Here is a 15,788-nt window from a genome sequence, read left to right as displayed (position 1 = left end):
TTTGCGACGTATTTAATTTTCATATGACAATAGACCTTAAAACAATAAAGCATATATCTAAATTATCAAGAATATCTGTAGATGAAACAAAAGCTGAAAAACTTGCTAATGACTTGAATTCTATTTTTAAGTTTATAGAAAAATTAAATGAATTAAAAACAGATGATGTCATGCCTTTGACTTCTGTTGCTGAAACTACTCTTCGATTAAGAGGAGACGAAGTAAAAAGTGAAAATATTAAAGAAGAAATAATTAAAAATTCACCCAAAGATAACAAAGATTTTTTTGTAGTACCTAAGGTAGTTGAGTAATGTCAGAATTAACAAGTCAATCATTAGTAAAATTATGCAAAAGTATTAAAGAAAAAAAAGTTTCTTCAACAGAAGTAACTAAAGCTTTTATAGAAAGATCTGAAAAATCAAAAACACTTAATGCTTATATTACTACAGATTTTGAAAATGCTTTAACAAAAGCAAAACAATTTGATGAAAAACCAAATCTTGATTTAAAACTACCTGGTATCCCAATAGCTGTAAAAGATTTATTTTGTACCAAAAATGTTAAAACAACCGCTGGAAGTAAAATATTACAAAGTTTTACTCCAACATACGAGTCTACAGTTACAGATAATTTATGGAATGCGGGAGGCATATTATTAGGCAAATTAAATTGTGATGAATTTGCAATGGGATCATCAAATGAGACAAGTTATTACGGCAATGTACAGAACCCAATTGACGAAAATTTAGTACCAGGCGGTTCTTCGGGTGGTTCAGCATCTGCTGTAGCTGCACAATTAACTCCAATCACTATTGGCACAGATACTGGTGGATCTATAAGACAACCAGCATCATTTACAGGAACTGTTGGACTAAAACCTACTTATGGTAGCTGTTCTCGATATGGAATTGTTGCTTTTGCATCATCATTAGATCAAGCTGGTCCAATGTCTCAAAACGTTGAGGACTGTGCTTTGTTACATGAAGTTATTAGTACTTTTGATAAAAAAGATTCAACCTCTATTAATTTTAAAAGAAATAATTATCTCCAAGAACTCACTAAGAATATTAAAGGAAAAAAAATTGGAATACCTAAAGAATACAGAGTTGAAGGAATGCCAAAAGAAATAGAAGATTTATGGCAAAAAGGAATTGATCACATTAAAGATTGTGGGGCAGAGGTCGTTGATATTTCTTTACCACATACAAGTTATGCTTTGCCAACTTATTACATTGTTGCACCTGCAGAAGCCTCATCAAATTTGGCTAGATACGATGGAGTCAAATATGGCTTTAGAGCCGAAGGTAAAAATTTAATTGATATGTATGAAAAAACTAGATCTGAAGGTTTTGGAGCAGAAGTTCAAAGACGTATTATGATTGGAACATATGTTTTATCTTCAGGATATTATGATGCTTATTATCTTAAAGCTCAAAAGGTAAGAAAATTAATTAAAAATGATTTTGATGAAGCTTATAAACAAGTAGATGCAATATTAACTCCATCTACACCAAGTTCAGCTTTTAAAATTGGTGAAAAAAAAGATGATCCAGTTTCTATGTATTTAAATGACATATTCACTGTTCCAGTTAATTTAGCTGGATTACCTGGTATATCTATTCCAGCTGGACATGATGCAAAAGGTTATCCATTAGGATTACAAATTATCGGTAAAGCATTTGATGAACAAAATATATTAAACATTGCATATGCCATGGAAGAAAAAATTGGTTTTAAAAATAATATAACTGATTGGTGGATTAAATGAGTAAAAACAAAGGCGAATATTTAATCAACAGAAAGGATAATCAGTATGAAGTTATAATAGGGTTAGAAGTCCACGCACAAGTAACTTCAGAATCAAAACTTTTTTCTTCTTCTGCAACTAAATTTGGAGCCGAACCTAATACTCAAGTAAGTTTAGTTGATGCAGCTTTTCCTGGAATGTTACCAGTGATAAATGAATTTTGTGTAAAGCAAGCAATAAAAACTGGAATTGGATTAAACGCAAAAATTAATAAACGTTCAGTCTTTGACAGAAAAAATTATTTTTATGCTGATTTACCTCAAGGATATCAAATCTCCCAATTTAAAGATCCAATTGTAGGTGAAGGAAAAGTAATTTTAGATTTACCTGATGGACAAAAAGAAATTGGTATTGAAAGATTACATCTAGAGCAAGATGCTGGTAAAAGTATACACGATCTTGATCCTCAAAATACATTTGTAGATTTAAATAGATCTGGTGTAGCTTTAATGGAAATTGTAAGTAAACCTGATTTAAGATCACCTGATGAAGTTAATGCTTATATTAAAAAATTAAGATCAATTATGAGATATCTAGGCACTTGTGATGGTAACATGCAAGAGGGCTCTTTGAGAGCTGATGTAAATGTTTCAGTTAGACCAAAAGGTGCAAAAGAATTTGGTACTAGGTGTGAAATTAAAAATGTAAATTCAATTAAATTTATGCAGATGGCTATTGAATATGAAGCAAATAGACAAGTTGATTTAATCGAAGAAGGTCAATCAATTGATCAAGAAACAAGATTATTTGATACAAAAAAAAATGAAACAAGATCTATGAGATCAAAAGAAGATGCTCATGATTACAGATATTTTCCTGATCCAGATTTGCTACCATTAGAAGTTTCTCAGGAATTTATTGATAACATCAAAAAAGATATCCCAGAGTTACCAGATGATAAAAAGAAAAGATTTATTGATGAATTTAAACTATCTCCGTACGAAGCAACTATTCTTGTTTCTGATATTGAAACTTCAAAATATTTTGAAGAAGTTGTAACTAAAATGGGTAAAAATAAGAATATCAAATTAGCAGTTAATTGGATTACTGGAGAATTATTTGCAGTTTTGAATGATAGAAATTTAGAAATTTCACAAAGTCCTGTGAGTGCTAAAAATTTATCTATTTTGGTAAACTTAATAAAAAATGGAACGATTTCAGGTAAAATTGCAAAGACAATTTTCGAATTTATGATTGATGGTGACCAAGATCCTCAAAAAATTGTTGAAGAAAAAGGTTTAAAACAACAAAGTGATCCAAAAGCATTAGAAGCATTGATTGATAAAATAATTAATGACAACAGAGAAAAGGCAATTGAATATAAAAACGGTAAAGAAAAATTATTTGGTTTTTTTGTTGGTCAAGCAATGAAAGCTTCAGGTGGTAAAGCTAATCCTCAATTGATAAATGAAATATTAAAGAAAAAACTTTAATAAAATGGGTGCAAACCTAGAAATTACAGAAAAATTACAAAGCTATATTAAAGATTTTAGTTTTGAATTAAATCCAATCCAACAAGAGATAATTGATTATAATAAAACTTTAGGAGAAATAAAAAGGATGCAGATTGATCCTACGCAGTGTTATTTTCTTCATTTGATAATCAAAGTTGCAAATATTAAAAGTGTTCTTGAAATTGGAACGTTTACCGGTCTAAGTGCTCTCTCCATTTCTCTTGCATTACCTAACGATGGTAAATTAATTGCTCTTGATAAAAATGAGGAGACAAACAAAGTTGCTGTTGATTTTTTTAAAAAAGCTAATCAAGATCATAAAATTAAGACTATTATAAAACCTGCGATTGATAGTCTTGAAGAATTAAAGAATGAAAAATTTGATATGGTATTTATTGATGCAGATAAAATGAATTATAAAAGATATTATGAAAATTCATTACATCTAACAAGAAAAGGTGGATTAATAATTATTGATAATGTTTTGTGGCATGGAGAAGTAGTAGATGAAAAAAATAATGACAAATTCACTGTGAATATAAGAGAATTTAATAAGTTTGTTTCAGATGATCATAGAGTAGAGCAAATAATTTTTCCATTAGGTGATGGAATGACTGTTTGTAGAGTACTATAATGTTTAAAGTTTTTGGATTTTATAAATTTATTAAAGTTAAATCTTTAAAAAAGAATAAAGAGATTTTAACTACATTTTTCAATAATAAAAATATTAGAGGAACTATTATTATAGCCAAAGAAGGTCTTAATGGCACTATATCTGGCAGAGTATCAAACATTGAAAAAACAAAAAAAAAAATCAAATCTTTATTCTCTTTTAAAAAATTTGATAATTTCAATGAGTCTAATTCAGATTTTCAACCGTTTCATAAACCAAAAGTTAAAATAAAAGATGAAATTGTTCCTATGAATTTAAAATTAAATTCGAAAGAAAGAAATTTGAAAACGCATTTAGAGCCAAAGGATTGGAATAAGCTGATTAAAAACAAAGATACTCATATAATTGATACTAGAAAACCATTTGAATATAAAGTTGGAACTTTTAAAAAAGCAGTAAATCCCGACGTAACTAATTTTAGAGATTTTCCTAAGTATCTTAATAAACTTAAAAAAGATAAACCAGTCGCAATGTTTTGTACTGGTGGTATTAGATGTGAAAAAACTTCTGTTTATTTACAAAAAAAAGGATTTAAGAACATTTTTCAATTAAATGGAGGAATTTTGAATTACCTTAAAAAAATTAAAAAGGATCAAAGTTTATGGAAAGGCGAATGTTTTGTTTTCGATAACAGAATAAGTTTAAAACATGGTTTAAAGATAGGTACACACTCAATGTGTAGTGGATGTAGAATGCCAATATCAAATAAGGATAAAAAATCAAAGAAATATGAAGAGGGAGTATCTTGCCCAAATTGTTTTGATAAATTAACAACTTCTCAAAAATCACGTTTTAGAATGAGACAAAGTCAGATATATAGAGCAAAAAAATCAGGAAAAAATTATTTATTTCAGAAAGAATTTAAATAGGGGATTATTTGTCTAAATCAATCAAACTTACTAAGGACCCTATATGGGAATTACTTAGAAAAGTTACTATACCAGCAAGTACAGGATCTTTATTTCAAACTTTTTATAATCTTGTTGATACTTGGTTTGCAGGAAAAATATCAGCTGAAGCAATTGGTGCAATAGCAAAATCATTTCCTATTTATTTTGTGATTATTGCAGTTGGAGTTGGTATAGGCGCTGCAACGAATGCTTGCATTGGAAATCTTTTAGGAGAAAAAAAAATTAGGAAGGCTTCTTTATTAGTTGCACAATCAGTAATTTTCGCTGTTATCGTATCAGTGATAGTAACTTTGTTTGGTCTAAATTCCTCAAATTTTTTGTTATCTGTAATGGGTTCAGATCAACAAAGTATAATTCTTACTAGAGAATATTTGGATATAATTTTTTATGGAACATTTATTGTTTTGATACAAATATCTCTCAATGGAACTCTTAATGCTCAAGGTGATACAAAGAGTTATAGAAATGTTTTAATATTTAGTTTCTTTCTTAATATATTCTTAAATCCTCTATTTATTTGGGGATATGCTTTTATTCCTGGTTTTGGAATTGCAGGTTTAGCAATCGCAACAGTAATTTCTCAAACAATTGGAACTTTATATTTAGCTTATAAAGTTAATTCTTGTAAATTAAGAGAATTTCTTAAAATTGAATGTTTTGTTCCTAATTTAAAACTTCTTAAAGAATTGTTAGAACAATCACTGCCAATTATGTTTAGCATGTTGTTTATTGGTGTTGGTATTTTTAACGTATTATATTTTATTGGACAATTTGGCGAACTTGCAGCTGCTGGTTATGGAGCAGCTTTAAGAATTGAACAAGTTTTTTTATTGCCAGTTATTGGACTGAATACAGCTGTCCTATCAATAGGTGGACAAAATTTTGGTGCAAAAAAATTTGATCGTATACGAGAATTATATAAAAAAGCCTTATTTTTTGGATCGTCTTTTATGATTTGCGCAGGTTTAGTTATTTTTTTTGGTGCAGAATATTTAGTTTCTTTATTTACTGACAATGAGGAAGCAATTAAACATGGTATTATTTATTTACAAGTAGCTGCATTAATTGGTCCAATCTATCCGGTTTTCTTTATAACTACAGCGGTCTTTCAAGCAGTCAAAAAACCGATTTACAGTTTATATTTGAGTATTTTACGATTAACAGCATTTCCTTTTTTATGTTTGTGGTATGTTATTAATATTAGAGGCGGAAACTATGAAGATATTTTCTATACTATTTTGGCTACTAATTGGATAATGGGTTTTGCTGTATTAATTTTTATTGGGTATTTTTTGAACAATGTTTTTAAACAAAATAAAAAACTTTTTAGTTTTTAGTTTCTTTATTTTTTTGCTTTTAACAAAAGCAAGTTCAATAGAAAAAATTGAAGGAGTACCATCAGTTACCGATGGGGATACCATCAAGATAAATGGAAATAAAATTAGATTATTTGGAATTGATGCGCCAGAAGTAAAGCAAAGTTGTAAAAAACCATTTATTTCTTTTTCCTTTTACAGTCTATATAAAAAATATAATTGTGGTGTTATCTCAACAAAGAAACTAAGAGATAAAATTTCTAACAAAAAAATTTCGTGCTTAATTTCAAATAAAGATAGATATGGAAGATTTATAGGCGAATGTTTTTATAAAAATTTAAATATAAATTCATGGATGGTAAAAAATGGATATGCAGTAGCTTATTTAAAATATTCAAAAAAATTTGTAGCTCAAGAAAATCAAGCTAAAAAAAATAAATTAGGTATTTGGCAAGGATCTTTTATAAATCCATGGGAGTGGAGAAAAAAAAATAAAAACTAATCAGTTTTTAATTTTTTCTCTAATTTTCTGACAAAATAAGAAACAATTAGTATTAAAATTAGGTATTCAAAAATTAAGAAAGTGTAAATTTCTAGTGGTCTATAGGTGGTAACCACAAGTTCATTTGCTTTTCTTGTTAAATCCCCAATTCCAATAATTGAAACTAATGATGACATCTTCAACACATAGACGAATTGATTTCCAATTGCAGGTAAAATATTTTTAATAGCTTGTGGTAAGATAACTAATCTTAATTTTCTAAAAAAATTCAACCCAAGAGAACTACCTGCTTCCCACTGTGCTTTTTTAATTGAATTTATACCAGCTCTAAATATCTCAGCTTGAAAAGCACTTTCACTTATTGATAAAGCAATAATTCCAGAGACAAATGGACTAAAACTTATCCCAGTCATTATTGGCAATCCATAATATATCCATAAAATTAAAACCAAAAGTGGAATAGCTCTTACAATCTCAACATAACCAATATTAATATAAGTAAGAAACTTATTTTTTGCTAATGAGGGTATTGCAACAACTAATCCTAGAATAATTGAAATGATTATTGAAACTACAGAAATAAAAATAGTTGTAGTTAAACCGCTTAATAAAAATTTTAAATTTGTTAATCCTTCTAAATTATTAGGTGATAGAACCAACCAATTCAGTTCACTCTTACTACATGAAGCTAGAGATAAAATTAAAAGTAAAAAAAAAAGATTTTTCACTCTTAAAGTTATAAATTATTAATAATTAATTACTAATTGATTATAAACTTTTCAAATTATATTTAGCTAATAACTTTGTAAAAAAACCAGATGATTTTTTTTTATTAATCCAGTTGTTTACGTAGTTTCTCCATTCATCGTCACCTTTAGAAACCATCATAGCTAAAAATGCTGGATTTTTTTCTCCATCAGGAACTATTGCTAATTGAGGATATTTGATAACAAGCTTATTTGCTTCTGTTGAACTTGTTATGTTACCATCAGCTCTGCCAGCTAAAACTTCTTGAAAATCTCTTGCAGGAGCTTCTACAGAATTCAGATTAGATTTTGGAAAAAACTCTTTTGCTTTTTCTTCCTGAGATGTTCCTAGAGTTGTAGCTATTGTAACACTTTCATTATTTAGTGAATCCCAAGTTGAAAATTTGTTTAGATTTTTTTTAAGAACTAGAGGTACAGTCCCATATTTATAATAAGTCTCTGTAAAACCTGCAACTTCAGCTCTTTTAGGTGTTTTTGTTACACTTGTTGAAATATCATATCTATTTGATGTTATTCCAGAAACTATAGTTTTCCACTCAGCTGGAACAAATTTAACTTTAACACCCATATCTTTTGCTAATTCGTTCATTACATCAATATCAAAACCTTTGTATTTATTAGTTGCTGGATCTTTTACAGTCATTGGGTCCCAGTCTCCTGTAGTTCCAACTCTTAATTCTCCTGAAGAAAGAATTTTATTTAAATTTGATTCCGCATTTGCAGATAAAGAGATTAGTACAAAAAGTACTATAGATAATATTTTTTTCATAATAAGTGTATGATAACCAATTTAATTAGAATTATTAATGTAAACTTGCCGCTAAAGCTTACAATCTTGACGCACTATCATTAATCCAAGAGAAAAGATGTTCAGAGAAAGATCTTCGTACAAATAGATTTACATTTTTTTTATCTATATTGTGAACAATAACATCTATTTTAGCTAATAATGTTTGTGTTACAGCACCGTTCTTGTTTTGAAAATCATTAAAATTAAATGGTGAACCTGTTGAAAATAAATCATAAATTTTGTCTCCACTTAATTTAAGAAGCACAAAATGATCTGTTACATCAATTATTGCTCCTAAATTAACTTTACTTACATTATTGATAAGTTCATTTTCAACTTCATAACTATTGTCATTTTCATTCATTTCATTATTTGAATATAGCATCCACTCATCTGGACTTAGCCAAAGCGCCGTATAGTTTTCACTCGAGGTTGATGTATTGCTTTCTGTAGGCAAAAGCATATTGAGAGATTTTCCAACCGCAGACAAAAATTCTCTTTTTTTTCCTCTTAAATTAAGTTTCATTATTGGTTTTAATTCTTGAATTTTTAAACCAGAATATTCTTTTGTTTCTTTTATGGGATTGTTATAACTAAGCATTTAACTTTTTATTTTCTTTATCTAAAAAAACTGGATCAGCAACAGTCACATTGATTATTTTATTTTCCATTGGCACAAATAATTTTTGACCCAACATGTTTTTTCCACCTCTAACAACTCCAAGTGCTATTGATTTATTAAGATTAGGGCTGAAATAACTCGAAGTAACATGTCCTAACATTTCTACAGGTTGTTTGTTAGTTTCAGCAACAATTTGAGCACCTTCTTCTAAAATTTCGTTAGGATTTTCTGTTAAAAGACCAACTAATTGTTTTCTATCTTCTCTTATTGTATCCGATCTGTATAACGATCTTTTTCCAATAAAATCATATTTTTTCTTACTGACTATCCAATCCATTTGTAAATCGATAGGTGTCATCGTTGCATCTGTGTCTTGACCAACAATTATAAATCCCTTTTCAGCTCTTAATAAATGCATTGTTTCTGTTCCATAAGGAGTAATATTAAATTCATTCCCAGCTTCCATGCATTTTTCCCAAATAGACTTTCCATAATTTGCCTGAACATTGATTTCATAGCTATGCTCACCAGTAAAACTAATTCTCATAACTCTGCATTTTATCTTTCCAATAGTTGCATCTTTAAATGACATATGCGGGAAATTTTCATCTGATAAATCTAAATCCGGAATTAATTTTGAAAGAATTTTTTTACTGTTTGGTCCACAAACACTTGCTGTTGCATAATGATCAGTAACTGAAGTAAGATAAACATCAAGTTCTGGCCATTCAGTTTGTAGATAATCTTCTAACTTACCAAGAACAGTTGCAGCGCCACCCGTTGTTGTAGTCATGATGTAATGATTTTCTCCTAGACGAGTTGTAACTCCATCGTCGTATACCATACCATCTTCATTTAGCATCAAGCCATATCTACATTTTCCAATTCCAAGTTTAGACCATGCATTTGTATAGACACGATTTAAAAATTCCGAAGCATCTGTTCCTTGAATATCAATTTTACCTAATGTGGAAGCATCTAAAATACCAGCACTTTCTCTTGCAGCTTTACTTTCTCTTTGTACAGCTTGATGCATATCTTCATTGTTCTTAGGATAATACCAAGCTCTTTTCCATTGTCCTACATTTTCAAATTCAGCTTGGTGTTCAACATGCCAATCATGCATTGGTGTTTTTCTAAAGATATCAAAATATTCACCAACATTTCTTCCAACAATTGTTCCAAATGTTAATGGAGTATAAGGTGGTCTAAAAGTAGTTGTTCCTAATTCTCCCATTTGAACTTTTGCTGTTTCTGCAATTATTCCAAGCGCATGCATATTTCCAAGTTTACCTTGATCAGTACCCATACCAGTTGTTGTATATCTTTTTACATGTTCAATAGATCTAAATCCTTCTCTTAAAGCTAATTTTATATCTTTTGCTGTAGCATCATTTTGATAGTCTACAAAAGGTTTCGTTTTTCCTAAAATTTTATCAGATGGTAACAACCATATATTTCTATAGTTATTATCCTTCGAACAAATAACTTGGACACTTTTAAAACTTTCCTCATTAATACCAAGAAACTTATTTATCTGATCAGGTAATACAGAAAGTATATCGCTCAATTCAAAATCACCATTACAAGCTCCAATACTGACTTGGTCAGAGCTATAAAGGTTAGGAACAAATATATTATCGCTATCTCTAAATTTTAATTTTCCACCAGATTGTGTAAACAAATGTACCGCAGGTGTCCATCCACCAGCCATTCCAAGACAATCACAATTAATATCTATTTTATTTCCAATAACTGTAGTGCCGTCCTTAGACAGTTCCATTATAGAAACTTTATTAATTCTTTTATGACCTTTTGTATCTACAACAGTATGGTTATTATAAATTTTAATGTTTAAATCTTTTATTGATTTTATTAATCTATTTTCATTAGCATCTCTTATATCCACAATTGCTTTAACCATGATACCCTTATCACTTAATGAAAGAGCAGTTTCATAAGCAGTATCATTATTAGTGAATAAAACAATTTCCTCACCACTTTTCACTCCATAAAAATCAGCATATTTTTTAATTGCTGATGAAAGCAATATTCCAGGTCTGTCATTATTATTAAATATAAGTGGTCTTTCAATAGAACCAGTTGCTGTAATAACTTTCTTTGCTCTAATTTTTAGTAATCTTTGTCTTACTTTGTTTTCTCTTTTTGAGATTTCTATATGATCAGTTAAATTTTCTCTTGCTAAAACAAAATTGTAACCATGATATGCAGCAACACTAGTTCTTGTTTTTACTTCTAAATTTTCGAAATTTTTTAAAGTATCAATTTCGTTCTGTAACCACTTTGAAGAATTTTCGTCATTTATTTTAAAATGATCATTATTTTGATAAATTGTTGTTCCACCTAAATTTGGCTTTTCATCAACAATTAAAGTTTTTAAACCATTTTTTGCAGCGGACTTTGCAGCAATTATTCCTGAAATACCTCCACCAATTACAAGAACATCACAGTGAACATATTTATGATCATAAATGTCAGGATCTGCTTCAGTTGGAGACTTACCAAGACCAGCTGATTTACGAATAAAATATTCATATTTTTCCCAAAAGCTAGCAGGCCACATAAAAGTTTTGTAATAAAAACCAGCTGGAAGAAGAGGGGATAAAAAATTATTAATTCCACCTATATCAAAATTAACACTGGGCCAACAATTTTGACTAGAAGCTTCCAACCCCTCGTAAAGCTCAATCTCGGTTGCTCTTACATTAGGTTCAGTTCTTGAAGAATTATCATGTAATTGGACTATTGCATTAGGTTCTTCTGAGCCTGACGTCATTATTCCTCTTGGTCTATGATATTTGAAACTTCTTGCAACTAAATGTATATCATTTGCAAGTAACGCTGATGCGAGTGTATCACCTTTGAAACCAAATAATTTTTTACCGTTAAACTTAAATGAAATTCTTGTTGTTTCATCAATATATGAACTAGATTTAACTCTTAGATTTTTTGACATAAATATTATTTATTCGATAGGGGGTTTTTCACCCATTTTATAAACAGCTTTTATCTTATCATTCGATGTATCTCTAACCATATTGAACCATTTTCTACATCCATGAGCATGGTTCCATCTTTCAAACTGAATGCCTTTAATATTTTTTCTCATGAATAAATATTCTGCCCATTCATCATCACTTAGTTCAGTTGGTTGTTTGGGTCTTACTATATGAGCTTCACCGCCAGCTTTAAATTCGCTTTGCTCTCTCTCACCACAAAAAGGACAGTGTATTACAAACATTAGTGTGCTACTGCAGCTGCTCCATGCTCATCAACTAAATCACCACTAACAAATCTATTGATATTAAATGCAGCATTTAATTTGTGTGGTTCGTCATTTGCAATTGTGTGAGCAAACAAATCACCAGAACCAGGAGTTGCTTTAAATCCACCAGTTCCCCAACCACAATTAAAGTACAATCCTTTGATTGAGGTTTTGCTAATTATAGGACTTGCATCAGGGCAAATGTCCACAATTCCTCCCCATTGTCTTAACATTCTCATTCTACTAAAGATTGGGTAAAGTTCTAGAATTGCGTTTAAAGTTCCTTCTACAATATCGTGACTTCCTTTTTGAGTATATGAAACATAATCATCAGTTCCAGCACCAATAACTAATTCTCCTTTATCAGATTGACTCACATAAGCATGTACAGCGTTAGACATTACAACTGTATCGATAATTGGTTTAACAGGTTCAGAAACCAAAGCTTGCAGTGGTTTACTTTCTAAAGGTAATCTTAGACCAGCCAAATTTGCAATTACACTTGAATGACCAGCCGCTACAACTCCAATTTTTTTGGTTTTGATAAATCCTTTAGTTGTTTCAATTCCTTCAACAGCATCACCATTTCTTTTAATACCTTTTACTTCACAATTTTGAATAATATCTACTCCCATTTCATTTGCACCTCTGGCATAACCCCAAGCAACTGCATCATGTCTAGCTGTTCCTGCACGTCTTTGTAAAGTACCACCAAGAACAGGGTAACGTATATCTGGTGAAGTATTTATAATAGGACAGAATTTTTTTACTTCTTCAGTACTTAAATAAACAGCATCAATTCCATTTAGTCTATTCGCATGAGTTCTTCTTTTTAGATCTCTTACATCTTGAAGATTATGAGCTAAATTCATTACTCCTCTTTGACTAAACATTACATTGTAATTTAATTCTTGTGATAAACTTTCCCAAATTTTTAAAGCATGATCGTATAAGCCTGCACTTGCATCCCATAGATAGTTTGATCTTATTATTGTAGTGTTTCTTCCAGTATTACCTCCACCAATCCATCCTTTTTCCACAACAGCAATATTTTTCATATTGTGTTTTTTTGCTAAATAATAAGCTGTAGCAAGTCCATGGCCACCACCACCAACTATTACAGCATCATATTCTTTTTTTGGTTCTGGATCTTTCCAAGCTTTCTCCCAATTTTCATGGTATGAGAACGCATTTTTAACTAAAGAAAAAATTGAATACTTGTTTTTCATAAATTTTAGAATAATTACTTTATAAATATTGAATATTCAATACAATCAAAAGTATTGTTTTTTCTTGTGGAGAGATGGGTGAGAGGCTGAAACCAGTCGTTTGCTAAATGACCGTGCGAGGAAACTTGTACCGAGGGTTCGAATCCCTCTCTCTCCGCCACTAATCACTAATAAAGAGGATCATCTTTAAAAAAATCTTTTACAAGAATAGGCTTTCTTTCGAGAACATATCTGTAAACGTTATAGTTTTCCAATACACGCTGAACATAGTTTCTTGTTTCTCTAAATTTAATTAATTCAATCCAATCAACATAATCTATTTGTTTTTTTTGAGGATTTTTGTTTAATTTTTTCCAATACTTCACTCTTTTTGGACCAGCATTATAAGCTGCAATTGCAAAAGGGTAGGCTCCATCGTATTCAAGAATTAAACCAGCAATATAGTGAGAACCCAAATTAATATTATATTCAGGATCAGTTGTTAATCTAGATTTAGAGTACGGGAGTTTAGCTTGTTTAGCTACAATTTTTGCGGTGTAGGGCATTAACTGCATTAATCCCTTTGCACCCGCATGACTATTAGCACTTAAATCAAATTCACTCTCTTGTCTTATCAAAGATAAAATAAATGCGTTTTCAGGAATTTTTCTCCCATTAACATAAATTGGAGTGCTCACAACTGGATAATTAAATTTATTGTGAAACCTTTTTTCATAAGAAGCAATTTTGGAAACTTGAATTGCAAAATCATATCTTTCAATTTTAGTTGCAAGTTCAGCAGCAAGTGGTTCACTTCCATTTTGTATATTATCTAATGCTAAGTGTCTTAAGATATGTTTTGTGTATTTGTCTTTATTAAGTTCATCTAAAAGATAAACAATTTTTACAAGTTCTTTATTAAAAAAATCTTTTCTATATTTATCATCTATTTGACTATCCAATGTTAATTCAAATTTTCTATTTGGATCTATTTTTCTTGATGCTAATTGACCATAGTAAGTTGTCATATATTTAGTTGCAACTTCGTACCATTCTAATGAAGAACTTTTATCACTAATTTTTTCATATGATCGACCAAGCCAGTACGCGCCACGAGATAGACTTATTGGATAACTAACGTTATTGTAAAAATTTTTGAAATGATCTATTGCTAAAATTGGATCATCTAAAAAACTCAAAGCTATCCATCCACTCATCCATTCAGCTGCAGCATAATCTGCACCTTCCCTCATAGCGTGATTACTAGTTAGTTTGTAAGCTGTTTCATATTTTTTTTTGTAAATTAGAGATCTTGCTACAATTTCTCTTTCTTTCCACCATTTTTCAGGACGCTTCATATAATCCTTAGTGTTTTTTATCTTAAGTAAAATTTCTAACGAACTGTCAACACGACCTCTTTTTCTTCTCCATTTGAGTCTATCATAATTTAAGCCAGCATCATTTTTAAGTCTTTCAGGCACATTTTTTATTGCTTGATCTACTCCATAAGATTTAGCAATCAAAATTTGTCTAGCGTTGTAAAGCAATTCATATTCTTTAGGTAGATATCTTAATAATCTTTTTAAATCCCATTGTTTACCCTCCCAAGCTAAATAGTCTGCTCTTTTAATGTAGTCATTAGCATTTAAATATTTTTTATATTTTTTTCTGAAAGTTTTTAATTGTGATTTAGAAAGCTCTGCAGTTACCCAACCATCTTTAATATATTTTGTTCCTTTTTCAATTTGACCAATTTCAATAAAACTATGACCAAGCATGATTTTACCAAAACCACTTAAAGGTTCATTTTGACCAAACCAATCAATAACTTTTTTTGGCGAAACTTGCTCTACAGAAATTTTATGTTCAGCTAAATATTTTACTCTTCCTATTCTTGGATAAGGATCATTTTTATCTATAAAAAATTTATATTCAAAAAAAGATGCTTTATTACCTTTAGTTAATAAATGTCTCCATTGTATGAAATTATAAATAGATTTATCTTTTGCTTTCTTTGCTAAATTTACTGCTGAGGACCATTTGCCTTTTTCCATTTCAGATATTGCTTTTTTGGCAAGATTAAAATCTTTTTTTGAATAGTATTTGGATTTTATAACTTTTTCAGTTTTTTTGGCTTTTTCTGTTTTGATAGTTATTGGTTTCTTTTTTGGAACTATAAACTCAGCTTTTTTAACAGTTTCATCTTTTTTAGTTTCTTCAATTTTTTCAATTTCTGTTTTAATTTCCTCTACTTTTTTAACTTTTTCTTTTTTTGTACCTGGTTTAGGTAGAGGTCTTAACTCTTCTTTTGCAAGTCTTTTTTCAATTTCTGTTTTATCTAAAGTTGGTTTTTTAATCGGTTTTATTTTAAGATTTATAAATTCAGAATAAGAAATCGAATTAAATAACAGAGTATAAAAAATTATAAAAAATGTTATTTTTTTCATGTTTT

Annotated in this window: 14 protein-coding genes and 1 tRNA gene; 8 read left to right on the top strand and 7 right to left on the bottom strand. The window is 29.6% G+C overall.

The window, feature by feature from the left end; translation table 11 throughout:
- Positions 1-23 precede the first annotated feature (23 nt).
- Genes gatC through ACTT9P_RS04980 form a run of 7 tightly spaced genes read left to right on the top strand, consistent with a single transcriptional unit; the run spans position 24 to position 6,663 of the window.
- Entirely contained in the window at positions 24-311 is a 288-nt protein-coding gene (gatC, locus tag ACTT9P_RS05010) for an Asp-tRNA(Asn)/Glu-tRNA(Gln) amidotransferase subunit GatC (protein ID WP_440909596.1), read from the top strand.
- The gene (gatA, locus tag ACTT9P_RS05005) at positions 311-1,768 is read left to right on the top strand and encodes an Asp-tRNA(Asn)/Glu-tRNA(Gln) amidotransferase subunit GatA (protein WP_440909595.1); all 1,458 of its coding nucleotides are present in this window, start codon (positions 311-313) and stop codon (positions 1,766-1,768) included. Before gatC ends, gatA begins: the two co-directional genes overlap by 1 nt.
- Positions 1,765-3,240, top strand: a complete 1,476-nt coding sequence (gatB, locus tag ACTT9P_RS05000) for an Asp-tRNA(Asn)/Glu-tRNA(Gln) amidotransferase subunit GatB (RefSeq protein WP_440909594.1) — start codon at positions 1,765-1,767, stop codon at positions 3,238-3,240. The genes gatA and gatB overlap by 4 nt, the downstream gene beginning before the upstream one ends.
- 4 nt (positions 3,241-3,244) lie before the next feature.
- Positions 3,245-3,895 (top strand): O-methyltransferase, encoded by a 651-nt coding sequence (locus tag ACTT9P_RS04995; RefSeq protein WP_440909593.1) that lies wholly within the window; start codon positions 3,245-3,247, stop codon positions 3,893-3,895.
- Positions 3,895-4,803, top strand: coding sequence for an oxygen-dependent tRNA uridine(34) hydroxylase TrhO (trhO, locus tag ACTT9P_RS04990; protein WP_440909592.1), 909 nt, complete (start codon positions 3,895-3,897; stop codon positions 4,801-4,803). The genes ACTT9P_RS04995 and trhO overlap by 1 nt, the downstream gene beginning before the upstream one ends.
- Before the next feature lie 8 nt (positions 4,804-4,811).
- Positions 4,812-6,182, top strand: coding sequence for an MATE family efflux transporter (locus ACTT9P_RS04985; RefSeq protein WP_440909591.1), 1,371 nt, complete (start codon positions 4,812-4,814; stop codon positions 6,180-6,182).
- Positions 6,145-6,663 (top strand): thermonuclease family protein, encoded by a 519-nt coding sequence (locus tag ACTT9P_RS04980; RefSeq protein WP_440909590.1) that lies wholly within the window; start codon positions 6,145-6,147, stop codon positions 6,661-6,663. Before ACTT9P_RS04985 ends, ACTT9P_RS04980 begins: the two co-directional genes overlap by 38 nt.
- Here ACTT9P_RS04980 and ACTT9P_RS04975 read toward each other — a convergent pair.
- Genes ACTT9P_RS04975 through ACTT9P_RS04950 form a run of 6 tightly spaced genes read right to left on the bottom strand, consistent with a single transcriptional unit; the run spans position 6,660 to position 13,357 of the window.
- A complete protein-coding gene (locus ACTT9P_RS04975; RefSeq protein WP_440909589.1) occupies positions 6,660-7,391 on the bottom strand; it encodes an amino acid ABC transporter permease in 732 nt (243 codons plus the stop codon). The genes ACTT9P_RS04980 and ACTT9P_RS04975 overlap by 4 nt on opposite strands.
- A gap of 40 nt (positions 7,392-7,431) precedes the next feature.
- Positions 7,432-8,199, bottom strand: coding sequence for a transporter substrate-binding domain-containing protein (locus ACTT9P_RS04970; RefSeq protein WP_440909588.1), 768 nt, complete (start codon positions 8,197-8,199; stop codon positions 7,432-7,434).
- Positions 8,200-8,257: 58 nt separating this feature from the next.
- Positions 8,258-8,821, bottom strand: coding sequence for a sarcosine oxidase subunit gamma (locus ACTT9P_RS04965; protein ID WP_440909587.1), 564 nt, complete (start codon positions 8,819-8,821; stop codon positions 8,258-8,260).
- Entirely contained in the window at positions 8,814-11,819 is a 3,006-nt protein-coding gene (locus ACTT9P_RS04960; RefSeq protein ID WP_440909586.1) for a sarcosine oxidase subunit alpha family protein, read from the bottom strand. The genes ACTT9P_RS04965 and ACTT9P_RS04960 overlap by 8 nt, the downstream gene beginning before the upstream one ends.
- A 9-nt stretch (positions 11,820-11,828) precedes the next feature.
- Positions 11,829-12,104, bottom strand: a complete 276-nt coding sequence (locus ACTT9P_RS04955) for a sarcosine oxidase subunit delta (RefSeq protein ID WP_440909585.1) — start codon at positions 12,102-12,104, stop codon at positions 11,829-11,831.
- Complete coding sequence (locus ACTT9P_RS04950; protein ID WP_440909584.1) at positions 12,104-13,357, bottom strand: sarcosine oxidase subunit beta family protein; 1,254 nt, start codon at positions 13,355-13,357, stop codon at positions 12,104-12,106. The genes ACTT9P_RS04955 and ACTT9P_RS04950 overlap by 1 nt, the downstream gene beginning before the upstream one ends.
- A 68-nt stretch (positions 13,358-13,425) precedes the next feature.
- Between ACTT9P_RS04950 and ACTT9P_RS04945 the strand changes: the two genes are divergently transcribed.
- Positions 13,426-13,517 (top strand) — tRNA-Ser (locus ACTT9P_RS04945).
- 7 nt (positions 13,518-13,524) lie between these two features.
- On the opposite strand, the gene ACTT9P_RS04940 is transcribed toward ACTT9P_RS04945, so the two are convergent.
- Positions 13,525-15,783, bottom strand: coding sequence for a lytic transglycosylase domain-containing protein (locus tag ACTT9P_RS04940; protein WP_440909583.1), 2,259 nt, complete (start codon positions 15,781-15,783; stop codon positions 13,525-13,527).
- Positions 15,784-15,788 lie beyond the last annotated feature (5 nt).

The organism is Candidatus Pelagibacter sp. (assembly GCF_052048095.1).
Taxonomy (GTDB): Bacteria; Pseudomonadota; Alphaproteobacteria; order Pelagibacterales; family Pelagibacteraceae; genus Pelagibacter.
Note: the sequence above shows the minus strand (reverse complement) of the source record. Positions and strands in the feature narration are given on the sequence as shown.